Here is a 19741-nt window from a genome sequence, read left to right as displayed (position 1 = left end):
ATGAAAAAACTTGTATTATTATTAATCATTATTGTTATAAGTGCATGTAAGAACAAGCAAGAAACGGAAAAAGAGGAAGTAGTTCTTTGGACGCCCTATAATGATTCTACTGAAGTTGCCGACAATGCTGATCACGGGAATGGACGTATGCAGTACAAGCTGATTCAATCTAAGGTATTGGATAAGAATGAGGTTTTTATGCCTTTGTATGAAGAGGTTTCTAAGTTTACAGAGGCTCAATATAAAGAGGTGCTTCCCATGATTTTGGAGCAAGATATTTTTGTGATTCGAAATCATATCAAAGAAGGTAGGCTGACTTATGAAAATCTGGTATTGTTTTATTTATATCGCATTTATAAGTATGAGTTGAACAATGAGACAACTTTAAATACTGTAATAGCCCTTAATAATGACGTAGTAGCCCAAGCGCGAGAATTAGATAGGCAAAATGAAAAGGGTATAGCGGCTCAAATGCAACATCCAATTTATGGTATGCCTATTTTATTAAAAGACAACATTAATACCTTAGGCATGAAAACCACTGCAGGTTCAATTGCGCTGATGGATAATGAAGTTGATGATTCATTTATCGTTCAGCAATTAAAAAAGAACGGAGCCTTAGTTTTAGGTAAGGTCAATTTAAGTGAATGGGCATATTTTTTATGTTCTGGTTGCCCTGTAGGGTATAGTGCTTACGGTGGTCAAACCCTTAATCCTTATGGGCGAAGAATATTTGAAACAGGCGGGTCAAGTTCTGGTAGCGGTACCGCAGTTGCGGCTAATTATGCAGTTGCCGCAGTAGGTACAGAAACCTCGGGTTCTATTTTATCGCCCAGTAGCCAGAATTCCGTAGTTGGCTTAAAACCTACCATAGGTTTATTGAGTAGGTCGGGTATTGTGCCCATTTCAAGCACATTAGATACACCTGGTCCGATGACAAAGAATGTAAAGGACAATGCTATTTTGTTATCTGCTATGTTGGGTTTTGATGAGTCAGATCCTGCATCTATAGAAGATAGTTTTCCGGGAATTTTATCTGCAGGTTTACATCCAGAACCTTTTTCTGAAATGAGATTAGGTGCTATTAAAAGGTTGATGGAAACTGATAGTATTTACAAGCAAACCATTCAGGGTCTGAAAGAAGCAGGAGCAACAATTATACTGTTTACACCACCAGAAGTTTCTATGGATGGCTTTTTAAGTATTTTAAATATTGATATGAGAAATGATTTGAAGTCATATTTAAAAGAGGAAACCAACTCTGAGTTAGTGAAAATAACTTCAATTGCAGATGCGGTGACATTCAATAATGCAGATTCGTTAGTTAGAATTCCCTACGGACAAGCATTGTTTGAGGGTATATTATCAGATACTACCACAACTACCGAATTAGAAGAAATAAAATCTAATCTTGAAAAGAATGGTAGAACCTTCTTCGATACAGCGATGGATAAGTACAAATTAGATGCTGTGCTCTCTATTAACAATTACCACGCTGGTTATGCGGCTGTTGCCAAATATCCGGCTCTCACAATACCTATGGGTTATAAAATTTCTGGTGAACCGATAAGCCTAACCTTTATTGGAAAGCCATATTCTGAAGCTAACCTATTACGAATTGGAAAGTCTTATGAAGATAATTTTCCAAATAGGGTAGTACCGACAGACTATCAAAACTAAATTTGATTACTTGAAATGAAAAGACGAAGCTTTGTCAAAAAGACTTTTCAGTGGTTAGCTGGGTTAGGTTTGTTGACTGGATTATATAGTTGGCAGATAGAACCATTTTGGATGCAGTTTGTCTATATAAAAATGCCTCTAAAAAACTTACCAGATGATCTTATCGGTAAAACAGTAATGCAAATAAGTGATGTACATATTGGTAATTCTTTTGATTATCAATACATCATAGATTCATTTAAAGAAGCCCAAGAATTAAATCCTGATTTTGTCGTGTATACCGGCGACTATGTAACCTATGAAGACGATGAGCAAATAAGCCAGTTGCAAGAGGTGTTAAAATTTGTGGTTAAAGGCGCTTTGGGTACAATTGGTATACTAGGAAATCACGATTACGGAATTGATTTTGTAGAAGATGATGTAGCACGAAATATTACGAAGAGTTTAGAAGATGTAGGGGTAACCATGTTACGAAATGATGCTGTGGAAATCAACGGACTTAATTTTTTGGGGATGGATGATTTTTGGGGAAGTAATTTTTATCCTAAAAAAGCTACTGCAAAATATAATCCTGAGAAAGCTAATATTGCCCTATGTCACAATCCGGATGTATGCGATTTACCTGTCTGGAATAATTTTAAAGGTTGGATACTTTCTGGTCATACCCATGGCGGACAAGTAAAACCACCTTTTCTTCCTGCACTGATCTTACCAGTTAAAAATAAAAATTATGATGCCGGTATAAAAGATTTAAAAGACGGAAGAACCCTATATATTAATAGTGCCTTGGGTTGTTTGCGTCAAGTACGTTTTAATGTAAGACCAGAAATCACGGTATTTTTACTGGCAAAAGAGGTTTAAAATCGATTATTTAGTCAATTGATTGAATCACAGTATCATCGGCCAATCTAGATTTACCTATTAAATTCGGTTGTGTAATATCATTATCATCACGGTAGCCTATTGCCACTGAAAATAAAACCTTGTGATCTTTGATGTTAAGTATGTTTTGATATTTTCCAACGTCTATACCTTCCATAGGGGTAGAGTCTATTTCCATAGACGCACATGCGGCTAAAAAGAATCCTAGCGTAATATAAACTTGATGAGATAACCAGTTAACCGTTTTCTCTTTTGATTGCGTTTTTATGTATTGCTTGTAAAATTTAATAGAGTTTTCAAGTAAATTTTCTTCAACACGTTTTTCAAACTCTTCAAGATTATCCATTACACTGAAAACGACCAAATGGCTGGCATTTTTTATTTTAGGAGCATTAGAATAAGATGCGTTTGCTAATTCATTTTTTATCTGTTCATTAGAAACGAATGTGAATAACCAAGGTTGGCTATTAATAGAAGACGGACTAAGTTTTAAAATATGCTTTAAATCTTCAATGTCTGAATTTGAGATTTTTCTAGAAACATTATATTTCTGGGTAGTGTATCTTTTCTCTGCAATGCTTCTAAAATCCATCTTACAATTTTATACAAAAGTAAGAATACTTATTTGCTAAGTGTGAACTAGATACAGAAGATGTGATTAATTATCCTGAAAAAATCTATTCGATAATAGCATTGATTAATTCCCATATTTCATTGTCGAAATTAGAAGGACCCAGAAGTTCATCGTTACTAGCACCGCCCATACGTACAACCACTAAATCTAAGCTAGGTACCATATATAGTTTTTGGTCGTTTAATCCAAGTCCGGCATACATGTCATCAGGTGCATTTGGTATTAAGCTACCTGCAAATTCATCTACAGAACTAGGTAATCTAAAACTACTCTTGCCATTTAACCAATAAAGATATCCGTAAGAAAGATTTAAGTCTTGCGAAGTGTTGGTCATAGCATTAAAGTAACTTTGATCAGAAAGAATTGAAGTTCCGTTCCAATCACCTTGGTTCAAGTTTAAAATTCCAAAACGCGCCATACTTCGCGCAGAACTAAAGAATACGTTATTGTAGCCTACTTTTATAAATAAACCTTGCATACCAATAGGTTCTTTGATTTTCTCGGAAAAATAAGCATTAAAATCAGTACCTGTAGCATTGGCTATCACATCATCTAACAAGGTGTAAGGTGCATTATGATAGTACCAGAAGGTATTAGGTTCATTTAAATATGACAGACACTCTGGATCGGTACAGAAAATATCATCGACCATATAATCAAGACCCGTTGTCATGGTCAATTGATTTTTAATGGTGATGTTCAATTCTTGTTCTAGCGGTATGTTGGACCAACCTTCACCTAAATAATTAGAGGTTGCATCTGTAATATTAAGATATTCTTCTTCTTGGGCAATACCTGTAAGCATTGCTGTTAAATTTTTTCCGGCAGAGTTCCATGCATGATTGTCATCAGACTTAAAATCGCCAAAGTATTTTTCGATTACTATTCGACCATCTTTTAGGATAATAAAAGCATCGGTGTTATTGTTTTCTAGGAAGAAAAATAGATTACTTACTTCATCTTCGTTCCATCCTAAGGATTCCATAGATGTGGTTTCCCATTCGTTAGTTCTAGAAATTGGTGGAAAATAAGTTTCGGTCGGTATAGGTGTTACAGCAGGTGGAGTGCCACTTTTGTCAGTTTCTGAAGAGGGTTCAGAATCACTTGAGCATGACGCTACAATTAATGATAGGGCAAGTAGCCTGAAATATTGGGAGAATTTCATGGTTAATTTAAGATTTGGGTATTGATAAACTGTAATCAAATAAAGATTACAAGTAAATTTGTCCATATCTAACGTTTTTAAATACCCAAATCGTATTTTTGCACCCCAATTTAAATTATGAGGACAAAAACTCTTAAAAAGAACAAAATCAACGTAGTAACACTAGGTTGTTCAAAGAATGTTTATGATTCTGAAGTACTCATGGGCCAGTTAAAGGCAAATGACAAAGAAGTTGTACATGAGGAAGAAGGAAACATAGTTGTAATTAACACCTGTGGCTTTATTGCCAATGCTAAAGAAGAAAGTGTTAATACCATTTTAGAATATGTTCAAAAGAAAGAAGATGGTGCGGTAGATAAAGTTTTTGTTACCGGTTGCTTAAGTGAACGTTATAAGCCAGATCTACAAAAAGAAATTCCGAATGTAGATGAGTATTTTGGTACCAGTGAGTTGCCAGGTTTGTTGAAAGCATTAGGAGCAGATTATAAGCATGAGCTAATAGGCGAGCGTTTAACAACAACACCTAAAAACTATGCGTATTTAAAAATTGCAGAAGGTTGTGATCGGCCTTGTTCTTTCTGTGCAATTCCTTTAATGAGAGGTAAGCACAAGAGTACTCCGATTGAAGAATTGGTAACCGAAGCAGAAAAGCTTGCGGCAAAAGGGGTAAAAGAATTAATCTTAATTGCACAAGATCTTACTTATTATGGTTTAGATCTTTATAAGAAAAGAAATCTTGCCGAGCTTTTGGAGGCTTTGGTAAAGGTAGAAGGCATTGAGTGGATACGTCTACATTATGCATTTCCTGCTGGTTTTCCGATGGATGTGCTAGATGTTATGAATAGAGAACCAAAGGTTTGTAACTATTTGGATATTCCGTTACAGCATATATCTGACAGAATTCTTAAAAGTATGCGTCGTGGTACTACAGAAGCTAAAACGACGAAATTACTTAAAGAATTTAGAGCTGCTGTACCAGAAATGACAATTAGAACTACTTTAATAGTGGGTTATCCTGGTGAAACAGAAGAAGATTTCGAGATTCTCAAAAACTGGGTAATTGCCATGCGTTTTGAGCGTTTAGGTTGCTTTACGTACAGTCATGAAGAAAATACTCATGCCTATACTTTGGTAGACGATGTCCCAGAAGAAGTAAAACAAGAACGTGCCAATATTATCATGGAAATTCAATCTCAAATTTCTTGGGAATTGAACCAGAAGAAAGTTGGGGAGACGTTTCGTTGCATTATAGATCGCAAAGAAGGTAACTATTTTGTGGGAAGAACAGAATTCGATTCTCCAGATGTTGATAACGAGGTATTAATAGATGCAGCAAAGCATTATGTGAAGCAAGGTGAGTTTGTAAATATTAAGATTAGAGAAGCAGCTGACTTTGACCTTTATGGTGAACCTGCTGTGTAATTAATCAAACAATAAACCTGCTTTAAAACCGCCCCAATTGGCAGAATTACCAGAGGTAAATTCTTTGGTAATCGTTGTTCGGGTATATTCTAAATACAGTTTTCTGTATTTGAGTATGAGTCCGTAGTCGATTTGTGCGGTTAACCGTTCTATATTTTTTGAAGAAATGGTATAAGGATTATCATTGGTAAAAATGCCACCTTGCAAAGTAGCATCATAACCGACGACATGAACTGCTGGTTGTACATAAGCATAAAATTTAAATTTTGAAGATATATTGTTTCTAGAGAACGGATGATGTAATAGTCCGATAGTAGAATTAAATCCCACCGATGCATTTGTAAATAAAGTTCCTAGTTGTAGCGAAGTTATTGCTTGTGTATTTATTATGTTTTTATAATTGAATATTTGTTTCTCGTAGCCAATTTTATAGTTCAACACTAAATCGTTCTGAATTTGATTGTCCCAACCACCGGGAGTTTTGTTTTCAATAAGTTTATGAATTGCTGTTTGCATTTCTCTACCAAATGCCCCTGGACCAATAAGTCCTAAACTTAATGATTGAGATAATCTTAATTTTTTAATGGTATCTGTTGCAACAGCAAAACTCTTAAGGTATATAGCAGCAGCAAAGGGTCTATCATCAATTTGTATATCTGGACTAACAAAATCACTAGGTGTGTAACCGATATGTTCTAATGCTAATCCATAAGTGAAGTGATTACCTTTAGGCTTGATGAAAATATGGTTTACCGGATTTTTCTTTAAGCTTGGATTTGCATACTCAAAACTATAGCCTTGCGTGTAATTTTTATCTGATGCAGCGAAGAAATCATTGTCATAATTAAATCGGAAATAGCTTTCACTACCCATATCTCTGAAAGAGGCAAGATGGTCTATTTTTTGACTTAAAATAACCGTTGGAAGTAGAAGCGGTAATAATATGTAATATTTCATCACACTACTTACGATGAAATTTTGTGAAGGTTTTGCCTATTTATGAGTTAAATTAGATAAACCACCTTTCCATCATATTATTATTTATGTAGCAATGGTTTAGTTGTTGATTTCCAGATCAGAGAAATGTGATTAAAACATAGGTCAAGCAATTTATAAGTAAATGTTTGCAAACTTTGGTTTAGTGTACTTTCCCAATGATTTTTTGATAAAAACAACTAAAGCTCCTTCTTCATCATACCAATAGTGAAATAACCTAAAAGGGCTATTACAACACCAATTATAACCCACAACCACCATTTGTTTTCGAAAAGAGGATTTGTTGTTTCAATTTCTGGTTTAGGTATTTCTACCACGCTACCAAAATCTAATTTTGTAATATTATCTGGTAAAGAAACCGTGGTTTTTGATATATCGTAATTTGGAAAATTATCATACGGCTTGCCGTAAACTAAAAAATAGTTAGCTGGTTCTGTAAAACGGGCGGTCAACGTATGCAGGTATCCTTTAAGTTTTACATCAGAAATTTTTAAAGGTTGATTATCATTGTTTAAGATAATAACGCGTAGTTTTTGTGCTAACGTACCCGGTAATTGAAAGCTGTTATCTTCCATTGAAGAAAGAGTCTTCGTAGCTAAAGGTCTGTAATTGTGGTAATATCCTTTTTCGGTCTTTACGCTATCAACCAGATACTGAATAGAAATTGATCGGTAATAATCGATTTTATCATCGACTGTAAACTCTAGTAAGTTGAGGGGTACACGGTTTTTTAAATCAATGTCTATAATCGTTTTTTTGTCTTCTTTAGAAATTTGGAAATCACTAACCTCATAATCGCGATAAGTGGCAGCCTTTTTAGCCTTTTTAGTAATATGTACAGATGTTAGATTTGGCTTTGCTTTACTCTTTATTAATACTCTGTAATATCTAAAGCTAGCATCTGGAAACTTTAATGTAGTAAACGAATAATTTGTCTGGTCATTATTAATAGATAAAATACGATAGTCTTCTAAAATAGTAAACCATTGTTTCTGATGTTGACTACCTTCAAGTGTAATTTCCCAATTAAAATTAGGGTCTTCTAGGTTTAGTAGCATCTCATTAATAGTTTCCTTTTGAGGTAGCTCATAAGTATAAAAGTAACCTTTAGAATTATTTACGCTATTTATTAGATTGAAAGAAAGCTCTGAATTGGAAATTTCAGCATTAGAAACTTTATGCAGGTATGGTGCTTCGATAGTATCGGTAGCGGTAACCCCATAAATGCGAATATCGCTCATGTTGGTATTTACATCTTCAAATACTTGGTTAGGTACTTCAATAGTATGCCATTGGTTTTCGATATCTTTTAACGCTATCTTTTTAGAATAGGAATCCATCTGTCCGAAACAAACTGAAATCGATAAAAAGGCAAGAATTGTTAAAAAGCTATTGTTCAGTCTCATCTGAAATAATGTATTTGTATTTGTTGTAAAGAAATGAAATAATCAATAATAAGACACCCAATGATACAAATACGATTGTCTTAGAAATAGTATTCAAAGATGAAATATCATAGAAGAACAACTTAATTAACGTAATTGAAAATAGTGTAATAGCTCCAATTCGCAGGTATTTTTTCTTTTTCCAAATACCTAATGCGATTAGAAGTAGCGCATATATGCCCCAAAGAATACTAAGACCTAGTTTATAAGATTGTTCAGATCCTGATAGATCCATCCAATTTAATAATTCGCTACTTGCTACCCATATAATTGCGGTATGCATTAGAATTTCATACGGAATTTTATAATTAAATTTTAAATACTCTTGCTGTGCTAATTTATAAATGGCGAATAAAAGAAATGCAAGAAATGCAAATGAAATATAGCGCATGTAAATATTATATGCTCCTACATTGTAAAATTCTGTTAGTTGCTGGGTAAGGTAATTTTCACGCAGCTCGCTTAAGGTGTAAAGTCCGTTGGTAAGGAATATTAAAGTTATTAAAAGCGCGGAGCCTAAGGCTACAATTCCTAATATCTTGTTTTTAATTTTAATAATATTTACGAAACTTAAAACACTAATAAAAAACATGGTATATAGAATTAACCAAATAGCTTCAAAATCTTTGAGATTGTAGTTATATTCTGGGTATTCACCAGAGGTACTTGATATCTCTATTTTAGATAACTGAAAGGCATTGTTCCAATACTGTTCAATTTCTAGATAGAAGGCAAAGTAGAGGGTTCCTATAAACATAGCAGGAATACCAAATGTCATTATCTGTTGAACTATTGAAGGTTTTTCAGTGCTGAATTTTGTTTGAATCCAATTCATGAATCCGAAGACAGCAACGCAAAGTATCGAAGTCAAAAACGTAGTGTTTAATATAAGGCTCCATTCGTCTGTGGTATTCATATACGAGTAACTTGCTGTCCAGTCCATTGTTAAGCTTAAGAATGCTAGAGCAACCAAAATATAGGAAAGGTATTCATAGAATTTAACTTTTTTGGTGCGCCCAATCCAAAATAATAGTGCGGCTTCAAAAGCCCAAAATAATGTTACCCAATTGCCATCTAATTGAACAGGTACCGCTATGGTAATAAACGTAAGTACAAATCCAGAGGTTAAGAAGAATAGCTTTCGATCGGCTAATTTTCTTTTGAAGATAATTACCGTTATCACAAAATGAATAAGTGCATTCAATAGGGTGAATAAACCTAAATAAAATTCTCCACCTTCATAATCATAGAGCCAGGCAATACCAAAGCCGTAAAATATGAACGAATTTAGCATGATCAGAATAATATCTGCAACTTGGAATTTTTCGGATTTTATCAGTTTAAACGCTAAAAATGTAGCGTAGAACAATGTGAAGAATAGCGCTAAAAAGCCAAAGCCAATAGAGAAATCTACATCATTGCTTGAGAAGGCATACCAGGACCCATAAATAAGCCAGGTGAATGCAAAGGCTACGTAATAAAGTGCTTTCCAATATTTTTTAAACGAAATAACTAAGAGACCGATATTAATTAAGGCGATATAACTAAATAGTGCAGTAACATTGCCAGAATCATTACTTAAAAGAAAAGGTACCGCGTATGCCCCTACTAAACCTATGTGAGCTATAATTTGCTTATTGTAACTCAGTGCAGCTATAACTCCGAAAACAGTAAATAATAGCATAATACCAAAGGCTACTATTTGCGGAAACAACCCATAAAGATCATAAGCGATAAATGTCAAGAAATACAGAATCGCTAAAGCGCCACTAACCAGAACAGCACTATAGCTTTCGTATCTGGCTTTCAATTTAATTCCGAATCCTAATAAGCCTATACCAACTAAATAACCAAGTATAATTCTGGTTAGCGGACTAATTAAATTGTTTTCAATAGAATATTTTGCGCCAATACCAACACCAATTACGGTAATAAGTATCCCAATTTTATTGATAAGGTTTTCACCAATAAATTTCTCAAGATTAGATTTACCTTTTGGTTTAATAATTTTCTTTTCAGAACTGATATTTTGTTCATCTTGAATATGGGTGATAGCGGTTTGAGCTGAAATAGGTGTTTCTGTAATTGCAGCTTCAGCAGTAACAGTATGTTCTTTTTCGGAAGTTATTTCTTGAGGTTCAATACTTTGTTTACTAGTTGATTCATTGAATTTTAACGCCTGAGTATTTCTAAGTATTTGAATATCTCTACGAATTTCATTTACCTCAATATTAAAGTCTTGCTGCTTTTTTAAAAGCAGTTCTAACTTATTCATTAATGCATTTATTTGGTCTTGATTGTTTGGCATAGGTGTTGGTTTGTACCCTAATATATTAGGAACTTCTAATTTAAACGCAAAAGATGCGAATATGTTGGGAAGAGTGCCATGTAGCCATAAAATAAAATATCCCTGAAACGATTTTAGCTGTTTCAGGGATATCTAAACTAGACGTTTATTTGTATTCTTTTACTTTTCAAAATACAGATAAATATACATAGCCATGCCGAATTCGATAGTATCTGTAGATACTAAACGCCAGCCATTTTTAGCATATTCGTTTAGTTTATCTTGAATTGCTTTATTTGATGACTTCGCTAAATGGTTTCTGTCAAAAGTAAATTTCGAGTAGAAAATGAGTGTTTCAACTTTATATTCTTTCATACTTTTTTTTATTTAACCATAAATAGAGCATTGGCGAAAAATAGTTTTCCATTTTCCCAAAAACCTCTAAATAAAGGGTTGTCTACCATGTATATTACTTGTCCGCGACCCATATCTTCTGTCCCGAAAATCAAGGTTTCGGCAATCTTTTTCTTTGCTTCACTACCAGCGAATCCTGATACAGGTTCATTGGCACCTTCACTTAAATAAACAGCACTTCCATTTTCTAAGTAATTATAAGCGCGAGCTCCTAGTTTAAGGGTGAAATATGTGTCATCATACCCATAAGCTAATGGGTTTGTATTATCAACAGTTGCTTTGAAAATAGCACCGGTAATAGCAGATTTTATTTGTTCTCTTTCAGAAATTTCAAAAGATTCAATGGTATTTGAAGAGTCTTTTTTAATTTCTTTTTCAGATAGTTCAAATTCTTTATCTGAGGCTGTAATACCGTCAATGGCTCCACCCATGGCAATTAATTTACCGCCACGTTTTACCCAGTCCTTAATTTTCTCTTTGTTGTATGTGGTTAAAAAGCTATTGTAACCACTACCATCAGGTAAAATTAAAACATCATATTTGGTAAGATCAACGCGTTCAAAATAATCTTCATCCAATACAGAAATAGGGTAGTTTAATTGTTGTTCGAAAAAGTTCCATATTTCTCCGAAACGAAGGGTAGAGGTAGGTTCTCCAGAAAGAACTGCAATATTTAAATCTTGAATAACATCAACATAGCCAGAACCGAAATCTTTGCCACTCTTTACAAATCCGGTATTGGTAGCAATTACATTTTTAGAATTATTAATTGATGCGGTTCTAAGAATACCGTTAAAATCTTTTAGGTGCTTATTATCACTTTTAGTGATAATTAATGTACCACGTTCGTGAGAAATACCGTCTAAGGTAAAAGGCTTATGAGCGTATCGTACACGGACTTTATTTCTTAAAAGTTCTGCCAAGAATCTAGCATCTTTCATACTGTTCCAGTCTGCTAAATAAGCATAGCTATTCTCCTTCAAAACTCCGTATTCAGTTCCGTTGTGAGGTGGATAGGTTTTGCTGACAGTACTTTCAGAAGCAACAGCATCCAATCCGTATGCGTAAGGTAGCGACCATGCAGTAATATCATAAGTAACGGAGTCGCTTAATTTAGCCATAGGTTCAAATAATACTTTTACCAATGTACTCTTTGGTTGATTAGAAGAAATCACCAAACTTTGGTCGGTACTTTTTATTGATCCAGTTTTGCCTGTTGTATAATTATACCCTTTAATAGTTGTGTTTGTACCCGATTGATATTCAATTTCATGCTTAGCTAATAAATCTGCCAGAGCTTCAATTTTATCTGGGTTACCGTTCAACACATAACTTTTGTATTTGAAATTTTTATTTAAGTAGAATTTCTTGAATTCATCATTCAATTTAGATACATTATTTGATGCTACTTCTACTGTAGATAGACCGGTAGTATGGTGATGTGCAATTCTATCTTTTAGGGTAAGTGTATCTCCTATACTAGTAATAATACCTAAACCAGCACGACCGCTACCGCCTTGCTCATAAGTCATACCAATACCTCCGTTGTAGGTAGGATAAGTGTCACCATAACTAGGGTACAATAGGTCGAAAACCTCTTTAGTGAAATAAAACCAGCCATTTTCATCAAAGTACTTCGCATGATTTTTACCAATAGTTTCTTGAAACTCTCTTTGAAAATCTGTGATTACTTCATGAAAAGGCTCTGCGGCAGGCGCAAAATAATACGGATTGTCAACACCTTGCTCATGAAAATCTACGTGTACATGAGGCAACCATTTATTAAACTGCTTTAAACGCTGCTGACTTTCCACTTGTGTTAACCAAGCCCAATCTCTATTAAGATCGAACATATAGTGGTTGCTACGACCACTCCACCAATTTTCATGATGCTCCTTACTATTAGGATCTGCCTGGTTGGGTGAATTTTTAAATTGGTTATACCAGTTTACATAACGATCTCTACCATCTGGATTAATACATGGATCAATCAATACTACTATATTGTCAAGGTAACTGCTTTTAGTAGTGAAAAGGTCATATATAGTTTGCATTGACGCTTCGGTACTAACACTTTCATTACCGTGAACATTGTAGCTGAGCCAAACAATAGCTTTATTCGGTGCGCCTTCGCCGTTTATACCTTTCATGTGCTCTTCCCTTATTTTATCGAGATTTTGCATATTTTCTTTGGTAGATATGGTTGCCAATAATAACGGTCTGCGTTCATTGGTTTTACCGTATTCCATAAGATTCATGCGTTGAGGTTCTGCCTCTGCCAAATATTGGTAGTAATCAACTACTTCATGATGTCTTGTAAATTGTGTTCCTAGTTCATAACCTAAAAATTCTGATGGAGATTTTAATTGGGATAAACCTATAAAGGGAATTAAAAATAATGCGTAGCGTAGAATTAGTTTCATAGTGTGTGGTTTGTATTCTGAGTCAGCCAAATCTATTAAAATAATTACAAAATGTCCCTGAATTGCGATGTATTTCACCGAGGAATTTAGTATTTAATACTAGTTGTAATTAACTTATATTTAGGAAATGTAAAACGAAAGGGTTTTATATTTACAAAGTATTTACTTCTTATATGGATATTGATTGTTTGCCCCTAGAGAAAACGGGTTATTTTTCGAAATTGATTTGCGATTACACAATAGCAGATACTAAGCTTAGACCATTATATAATCGGTTTCCCGATATAGAAGGCTTCAAAGGTCAATTGGAAGAAAAAGGAAAGCATTTTACTCAAGCTCAAAGAGATATATTACATGCTTCTATGTTAAATCAGTATAAGAATACTGATACTTCTAAGGGAACAATTGCTAATATTCAGCTGTTAAAAGAAAAAAATACCTTCACAATAGTTACAGGTCACCAGTTAAACTTATTTACCGGACCGTTATATTTTCTATACAAGATTATATCTACGATTAATTTGACCAGGCAGTTAAAAAAGGAATTTCCAGACAACAATTTTGTACCTGTTTACTGGATGGCTACGGAAGATCATGATTTTGACGAAATCAATTATTTTAATTTTAAGGGATTGAAATTTCAGTGGAATATAGAGGCGTTTGGTGCTGTTGGTCACTTATCTACGGAAGGGTTAGAGGAAGTTTTTGCACTGTATTCAAAAACCATTGGCGATAGTAAGAATGCCAAGGTATTAAAGGAGCTTTTTGAAAATGCGTATTTAAAGCATAATAACCTAACGGATGCAACCCGATTTTTAGCAAATGAAATTTTTAAGGATTACGGGCTAGTCATTGTTGATGGTGATCATATAGATTTGAAAAAGACACTAGTGCCTTACATAAAGAGAGATATTTTTGAACAAACGGCGTTCAAGAAAGTATCTGAAAGTATAACCAAAATTGAAAATATTTCATCAGATTATCCTGTACAGGTAAATCCGCGTGAAATCAATTATTTTTATTTAAAAGACGGTATCCGCGAAAGAATTATTGAAAGTAAGGGTAATTACCTAGTTAATGAAACCAACATTTCGTTTACAAAAGATGAGTTGATAGATGAGATGAATGCTCACCCAGAGCGTTTTTCACCCAACGTAATAGCTAGACCTTTATATCAAGAAGTAATTTTGCCGAATCTATGTTATATAGGTGGTGGCGGAGAGATTGCATATTGGTTAGAATTAAAAGCTGCTTTTGAAGCTATGAATGTGCCTTTTCCAATCTTGTTGGTTAGAAATTCGGCGCTGATCATTACGGAGAAGCAAGCCGAAAAGTTAGAGAAAATGAATATCTCCAAATCAGATATCTTTTTAAAGCAAAACAGACTTATCAATAAAAAGATTAGAGAAATCTCAAATATCGATATCGACTTTTCACCGCAGAAAAAATTGCTGGAAGAGCAGTTTAAGGATATGTACGTGCTTGCCGAAAAGACCGACAAATCTTTTCTAGGAGCTGTAAAAGCACAAGAAGTAAAGCAGAAAAAAGGATTGGAAGCCTTGGAGAAAAGATTGCTACAGGCACAAAAAAGAAAGCTGAAGGATCATGTGGTTCGTATGACCGAACTGCAGAATGAAATGTTTCCTAATCAATCGCTTCAAGAGCGACAATCTAATTTTTCTGAGTTTTATTTAGCATATGGAGAAGATTTGATTCCCATGCTTTTTGAGGCTTTACAACCTTTAGATTTGAACTTTACTGTCATCACCCAAAAATAAATGATGGGCAAGAACGCATCTCTAAATAAGATAGCGGTACTTACCATTTTATCTTTTCTAGCCATTACGTTAATTACTTTTTTTAAAAGTGCATTAGAGCTTGAAGACGCAGAACAAGCGTATTATTCGCAGTGGTTGCGTTGGGGTTATGATGATCAACCTCCACTTTATACATGGTTGCAATTTGGTTTCAATTCCATATTTGGTGTGGGTAAATTACCATTCTCTATGCTTAGAGGGGTGTTGTTTGCAAGTACATTACTGTTGTTATATCGTTTTTCTGGACTACGCATTAAAGATGCTGATAGGTCTAAATTGGCTGTTTTAGCACTAGTTTTAATACCTGTGTATATTGACTTTACTTTTAGGAGGCTTTCACATACAAGTTTGCTGTGTTTAAGTGTTGTTGCGTCTTACTATTGTATACAATTATTAGTGCAGCGTAAATCGATTTCAAATTATCTTGCACTTGGTTTGATTATAGGTGTGGGTATGATGTCTAAATACAATTATGGCTTTTTTCTGGTAACCTTCATTTTGGTTTCTTTTTGGGATAGGGAATTAAGAGCTATTGTTTTTAACCTGAAAATACTGATTCCAGTTTTTATTTCTGTTTTATTGGTGGCACCTCATGCATACTGGCTATTAGGTCCTGACGGATTTCAATCTTTTTTAGCATCTAGTGTAGAAGAAAAAATTGGAATAGAAGAAGTGGAATCAGGTTTTTCATTAATGCCAATTTTAATTTATTTGAAAGGATTGTTTGCCTTATCATTTCCTGTTGTAGCACTTGTGGTAATTGGTTATTACTCAAAATTTATCAATTTCAACAAGCAAAAACTTCATTGGTTTTCGAAAATGTTCTTGGCGCAATTGATGGTATTGGGTTTATTCTTCCTCATTTTTCAAAGTCAGAAAGTAGAGACGAGGTGGTTATTGCCACTTTTTATTCCTTTTGTTGTTCTGTTAATAGAAACTATAAATCTTAAAAATAATCAGAAATTAGTTTCTATAGGGTACTGGGTTTTTTTTGCGGCAATAGGAATTCAAACTTTAAGAACACCAGTTGAGAAAATATTGAACATACCTTCATCTGTGCATTTTGGTTTTGAGCCGGTTGTCAATAAATTGAAAGAAAATTATGATGATTTTGAATGGGTGCTTCCTAATGTTACCTATGCCGGTAATGTACGTTTATTGTATCCGAAGAGAATACTGTTTTCTGCAGATGATTATTCGTTAAAAAATTCAAGTTCAAATTATATAAAAGTAATTGAGGTTTCTATTAATCGATCCGAAGAGCAAAATAAGATAGCTGTCGATAGTATTATAGGGTTCGGAAAAGAAAAAGAAAATTTGTATTTCTATCTGCATTAAGGAACCAGAAACTCTCCGTTCCAACTTTTATCCATTTTTATAAATAGTGCTCTAATATGATTGGGGCGTTTCAGTTTTAAATATTCAATTTTTGACGGAGTTATATCAATTATTGTAAAGTAGTTTTTGTCTTTAACATATTCTACATGATCCGGGTTTTTAATAGAATTACCTGGGCTGGTTTGGGTAATGTAATCTTTTCTGCTATTTGGTTGAATGTTTTGCCATGTAGTTTGCAGTCTATCCGTATTTGTTGCTATTTCGGCAGTTCCTTCCACTTTAAGTTGTAACATTTTTTCAGGATGATACAGTAGAAAGCTAACTTGATTATTATCTGCAATATGTTTCATCTTTTCAGTGCGGCTATCTGTATAAATAGTCAAACGTAAATCATCGCTAACCTCACGAAGCACCACGGTACGTAAGCGGGCGGTAGTTTCGTTACCTACTGTTGCCATAGTAATGAACCTGAACGGATGACCTCTTTCGTTTATTCCGTTATGTATTTCAGTACTTAATTCTTCAAAAAATGAATTGATCATGCTGGTGATTTATTTAAAGGTAAAAATAATACGATTTATAGGTAGGGTAAATTATAAGTTGGTTGTTATATAAGTAATAGCTGTGAAAAAGAATTGATTAGGTTCGATTTTTAAGCTTTTGGTTTAAATTTGGTTTTTGATTTATTTAAAAGCTCAGGGTGGTTCCTGAGCTTTCTTTTTTAAGAATGTAAGGTGAGTAGAAAATTTACGACATATAGGTTGAATACAGATTGTTATGAAAAAGATTTTTTAATGTATTCGATTTGATAATTGGTTGATTTAAAAGCCCGGGTGATTACCGGGCTTTTATATTTAATATCTTCTTTACCAGATCGGTAAATATTATTGATCAAAGTAGTACTATTACTTTACTTTATATTCTAAACGCATGGTAATAGATGCGGTTTTATTTTTAGATGAAGTATTGTAAGCTCCGCCCCAACTATAATCTTCACCAGAATTTTGACCGGTAATCTGAAAAACACCCATGTTGGCAGAAACTAAATCCCCCAAATTACTACCCGCATTTTCAGCTATTTTCTCGGCACGTATTCTAGCATCTTCGGTAGCTTTTGAAATCATTTCAATTTTAAGGTCGGCTAGTTTTGTGTAATAATATCTTGGTGGCGATGAGTTGAATTGCACACCTTTATTCAAGAGTTCTGTTATTTCTCTAGAAACACCTTCTATTAATGCAACATCTTCAGATTCTATTTTTAAAGTTTGAATTAATTGATAACCCCTAAAAATATTGCCAACGTAATTGCCATTTTCATATTGGTTATCTCGCAATTCGGTAGTTTGCACACTGTTGAATATTATGCTGTTTGCATCAATGCCTTTAGAGGTCAAATATTGGCGAACAATCTCCTTATCTAGGTTTAATTGATCAAAAGCAGTCTTTAATATGGTGCTATTGGTAGAAAATTGACCTTCCCAAACAATGAGATCAGAGGTGAAATTTTCGTTGCCCAAACCAGTAACCGATATCATTTGAGGTGGGTTCGCCCTTTGTATATATGCGTTGCCTAAAAAATAAGCCGCTATGATAATTGCTGCTCCAAAAATAAATGCACTAATGTGTTTCATGAAAAAATATTTAAATCGAGTCTAAATATATTAAAAGATACTTTTCAAGAACTGTCAATTTGCTATTTTTGCCCATGCAAAATAAAGTCCTGATACTAGATTTTGGTTCACAATACACCCAATTAATTGGAAGACGCGTACGTGAGCTGAATATTTTCTCTGAAATTAAACCTTATAATAAACTACCAAAAGACCTTTCTGAGTATAAAGCGGTGATTCTTTCTGGATCTCCTTTATCGGTTAGGGGAGAAGATGCCGTTCACCCGGACCTGTCTGAAATACGTGGTAAAAAACCATTATTGGGCGTTTGTTATGGCGCACAGTATTTAGCGCATTTTCACGGTGGTAGTGTAGAAAAATCCAATACAAGAGAATATGGTCGTGCCAACCTTAGCTTTATAAAGGAAAACGAACCATTTTTTGATAAAGTAGGTGCTGGTAGTCAGGTGTGGATGAGCCATGCAGATACTATTAAACATCTTCCTGAGAATACAACATTATTGGCAAGTACCCATGATGTAGAAAATGCAGCCTTTAAATTTGAAGGGGAAGAAACGTATGCTATTCAGTTTCATCCAGAAGTGTATCATTCTAAGGATGGAAAGCAAGTGTTGGAAAACTTTTTGGTGAATATTGCCGAAATGGAACAAACCTGGACTCCAGATGCCTTTGTTGATAAAACGGTAGCAGAGCTAAAAGAGAAGATTGGCGATGAAAAAGTGATCTTAGGTTTATCGGGCGGTGTAGATTCTTCTGTTGCTGCCGTTTTGTTGCATAAAGCTATCGGTAAAAACCTGCACTGTATATTCGTAAACAACGGACTTTTGAGAAAGAACGAGTTTACCGATGTATTACGGCAGTATGAGGGTATGGGGTTAAATGTAAAAGGAGTTGATGCTTCGGCACGCTTTTTGGATGATTTAGCCGGAGAGAGCGATCCAGAAACTAAAAGAAAAACTATAGGTAGAGTATTTATCGAAGTTTTTGATGATGAATCTCATTTGGTAGAAAATGCAAAATGGTTGGCACAGGGCACCATTTATCCCGATGTTATAGAATCAGTATCAGCAACCGGTGGCCCGTCGCAGACTATTAAGAGTCATCATAATGTTGGTGGTTTGCCAGATTTTATGAAATTGAAAGTGGTTGAGCCTTTAAAAATGTTATTTAAAGATGAGGTAAGAAGAGTTGGTGCTAGCTTGTGTATAGATAAGGCGTTATTGGGAAGACATCCTTTTCCAGGTCCTGGTTTGGCAATACGTATTCTAGGTGATATTACACCAGAAAAAGTGGCTATTTTGCAAGAAGTGGATGCCATTTTTATCGATGGATTAAAGAAATGGGGCTTATACGATAAAGTGTGGCAAGCAGGAGCCATGTTGTTGCCTGTTAATAGTGTAGGTGTAATGGGAGATGAACGTACCTACGAAAAATGTGTGGCACTTAGAGCAGTGGAAAGTACTGATGGTATGACTGCCGACTGGGTTAATTTACCATATGAGTTTTTACAAAAAACATCAAATGATATTATTAATAAAGTCCCTGGGGTCAATCGTGTCGTATATGATATAAGTTCAAAGCCGCCAGCAACAATAGAATGGGAATAG

General features: G+C 34.4%; 15 protein-coding genes. 6 read left to right on the top strand and 9 right to left on the bottom strand.

The features are described 5' to 3' along the window. Both DFQ03_RS12390 and DFQ03_RS12385 read left to right on the top strand, forming a co-directional pair. Positions 1 to 1680 (top strand): amidase family protein, encoded by a 1680-nt coding sequence (locus DFQ03_RS12390; protein ID WP_133673489.1) that lies wholly within the window; start codon positions 1 to 3, stop codon positions 1678 to 1680. 15 nt (positions 1681 to 1695) lie between these two features. Then, positions 1696 to 2541: a metallophosphoesterase gene (locus tag DFQ03_RS12385; protein WP_133673488.1), complete on the top strand. Its 846-nt coding sequence runs from the start codon at positions 1696 to 1698 to the stop codon at positions 2539 to 2541. Between the two features lie 10 nt (positions 2542 to 2551). Here DFQ03_RS12385 and DFQ03_RS12380 read toward each other — a convergent pair whose 3' ends face one another. Both DFQ03_RS12380 and DFQ03_RS12375 read right to left on the bottom strand, forming a co-directional pair. After that, positions 2552 to 3154: a nitroreductase family protein gene (locus tag DFQ03_RS12380; RefSeq protein ID WP_133673487.1), complete on the bottom strand. Its 603-nt coding sequence runs from the start codon at positions 3152 to 3154 to the stop codon at positions 2552 to 2554. 85 nt (positions 3155 to 3239) lie between these two features. Then, positions 3240 to 4427, bottom strand: a complete 1188-nt coding sequence (locus DFQ03_RS12375; RefSeq protein WP_243834491.1) for a serine hydrolase domain-containing protein — start codon at positions 4425 to 4427, stop codon at positions 3240 to 3242. Positions 4428 to 4478: 51 nt separating this feature from the next. Here DFQ03_RS12375 and rimO point away from each other — a divergent pair, with 51 nt between their 5' ends. Beyond that, positions 4479 to 5783: a 30S ribosomal protein S12 methylthiotransferase RimO gene (rimO, locus tag DFQ03_RS12370; protein ID WP_133673486.1), complete on the top strand. Its 1305-nt coding sequence runs from the start codon at positions 4479 to 4481 to the stop codon at positions 5781 to 5783. Here rimO and DFQ03_RS12365 read toward each other — a convergent pair whose 3' ends face one another. From DFQ03_RS12365 to DFQ03_RS12345, 5 genes are all read right to left on the bottom strand, one after another. Beyond that, positions 5784 to 6740: a lipid A deacylase LpxR family protein gene (locus tag DFQ03_RS12365; protein ID WP_133673485.1), complete on the bottom strand. Its 957-nt coding sequence runs from the start codon at positions 6738 to 6740 to the stop codon at positions 5784 to 5786. It lies immediately after the preceding gene. Between the two features lie 218 nt (positions 6741 to 6958). Then, a complete protein-coding gene (locus DFQ03_RS12360; RefSeq protein ID WP_133673484.1) occupies positions 6959 to 8185 on the bottom strand; it encodes a DUF3999 family protein in 1227 nt (408 codons plus the stop codon). Further along, positions 8169 to 10532, bottom strand: coding sequence for a DUF2339 domain-containing protein (locus tag DFQ03_RS12355; RefSeq protein WP_133673483.1), 2364 nt, complete (start codon positions 10530 to 10532; stop codon positions 8169 to 8171). Before DFQ03_RS12355 ends, DFQ03_RS12360 begins: the two co-directional genes overlap by 17 nt. Positions 10533 to 10691: 159 nt before the next feature. Then, positions 10692 to 10886, bottom strand: coding sequence for a DUF4177 domain-containing protein (locus DFQ03_RS12350; RefSeq protein ID WP_133673482.1), 195 nt, complete (start codon positions 10884 to 10886; stop codon positions 10692 to 10694). Positions 10887 to 10894: 8 nt separating this feature from the next. Next, positions 10895 to 13348, bottom strand: coding sequence for a M14 family metallopeptidase (locus DFQ03_RS12345; protein WP_133673481.1), 2454 nt, complete (start codon positions 13346 to 13348; stop codon positions 10895 to 10897). Between the two features lie 173 nt (positions 13349 to 13521). Between DFQ03_RS12345 and bshC the strand changes: the two genes are divergently transcribed. Then, positions 13522 to 15126 (top strand): bacillithiol biosynthesis cysteine-adding enzyme BshC, encoded by a 1605-nt coding sequence (gene bshC, locus DFQ03_RS12340; protein WP_133673480.1) that lies wholly within the window; start codon positions 13522 to 13524, stop codon positions 15124 to 15126. Positions 15127 to 15129: 3 nt separating this feature from the next. Next, entirely contained in the window at positions 15130 to 16503 is a 1374-nt protein-coding gene (locus DFQ03_RS12335; RefSeq protein WP_166637469.1) for an ArnT family glycosyltransferase, read from the top strand. On the opposite strand, the gene DFQ03_RS12330 is transcribed toward DFQ03_RS12335, so the two are convergent. Both DFQ03_RS12330 and DFQ03_RS12325 read right to left on the bottom strand, forming a co-directional pair. Continuing rightward, positions 16500 to 17045, bottom strand: a complete 546-nt coding sequence (locus DFQ03_RS12330; protein WP_133673478.1) for a pyridoxamine 5'-phosphate oxidase family protein — start codon at positions 17043 to 17045, stop codon at positions 16500 to 16502. The genes DFQ03_RS12335 and DFQ03_RS12330 overlap by 4 nt on opposite strands. A gap of 363 nt (positions 17046 to 17408) precedes the next feature. Then, a complete protein-coding gene (locus DFQ03_RS12325) occupies positions 17409 to 18134 on the bottom strand; it encodes an SIMPL domain-containing protein (RefSeq protein ID WP_133673477.1) in 726 nt (241 codons plus the stop codon). 74 nt (positions 18135 to 18208) lie between these two features. On the opposite strand from DFQ03_RS12325, the gene guaA reads away from it, so the two are divergent. Beyond that, the gene (gene guaA / locus DFQ03_RS12320) at positions 18209 to 19741 is read left to right on the top strand and encodes a glutamine-hydrolyzing GMP synthase (RefSeq protein WP_133673476.1); all 1533 of its coding nucleotides are present in this window, start codon (positions 18209 to 18211) and stop codon (positions 19739 to 19741) included.

The organism is Maribacter caenipelagi (assembly GCF_004364175.1).
Taxonomy (GTDB): Bacteria; Bacteroidota; Bacteroidia; order Flavobacteriales; family Flavobacteriaceae; genus Maribacter; species Maribacter caenipelagi.
This window is presented reverse-complemented; position numbering and strand designations above follow the sequence as displayed.

What these genes read in the sequence shown, in the direction of transcription:
- DFQ03_RS12390 (WP_133673489.1), top strand. Translation starts at nt 1, where the DNA reads ATGAAAAAACTTGTATTATTATTAATCATTATTGTTATAAGTGCATGT.
- DFQ03_RS12385 (WP_133673488.1), top strand. Translation starts at nt 1,696, where the DNA reads ATGAAAAGACGAAGCTTTGTCAAAAAGACTTTTCAGTGGTTAGCTGGG.
- DFQ03_RS12380 (WP_133673487.1), bottom strand. Translation starts at nt 3,154, where the DNA reads ATGGATTTTAGAAGCATTGCAGAGAAAAGATACACTACCCAGAAATAT.
- DFQ03_RS12375 (WP_243834491.1), bottom strand. Translation starts at nt 4,427, where the DNA reads ATGGACAAATTTACTTGTAATCTTTATTTGATTACAGTTTATCAATAC.
- rimO (WP_133673486.1), top strand. Translation starts at nt 4,479, where the DNA reads ATGAGGACAAAAACTCTTAAAAAGAACAAAATCAACGTAGTAACACTA.
- DFQ03_RS12365 (WP_133673485.1), bottom strand. Translation starts at nt 6,740, where the DNA reads ATGAAATATTACATATTATTACCGCTTCTACTTCCAACGGTTATTTTA.
- DFQ03_RS12360 (WP_133673484.1), bottom strand. Translation starts at nt 8,185, where the DNA reads ATGAGACTGAACAATAGCTTTTTAACAATTCTTGCCTTTTTATCGATT.
- DFQ03_RS12355 (WP_133673483.1), bottom strand. Translation starts at nt 10,532, where the DNA reads ATGCCAAACAATCAAGACCAAATAAATGCATTAATGAATAAGTTAGAA.
- DFQ03_RS12350 (WP_133673482.1), bottom strand. Translation starts at nt 10,886, where the DNA reads ATGAAAGAATATAAAGTTGAAACACTCATTTTCTACTCGAAATTTACT.
- DFQ03_RS12345 (WP_133673481.1), bottom strand. Translation starts at nt 13,348, where the DNA reads ATGAAACTAATTCTACGCTACGCATTATTTTTAATTCCCTTTATAGGT.
- bshC (WP_133673480.1), top strand. Translation starts at nt 13,522, where the DNA reads ATGGATATTGATTGTTTGCCCCTAGAGAAAACGGGTTATTTTTCGAAA.
- DFQ03_RS12335 (WP_166637469.1), top strand. Translation starts at nt 15,130, where the DNA reads ATGGGCAAGAACGCATCTCTAAATAAGATAGCGGTACTTACCATTTTA.
- DFQ03_RS12330 (WP_133673478.1), bottom strand. Translation starts at nt 17,045, where the DNA reads ATGATCAATTCATTTTTTGAAGAATTAAGTACTGAAATACATAACGGA.
- DFQ03_RS12325 (WP_133673477.1), bottom strand. Translation starts at nt 18,134, where the DNA reads ATGAAACACATTAGTGCATTTATTTTTGGAGCAGCAATTATCATAGCG.
- guaA (WP_133673476.1), top strand. Translation starts at nt 18,209, where the DNA reads ATGCAAAATAAAGTCCTGATACTAGATTTTGGTTCACAATACACCCAA.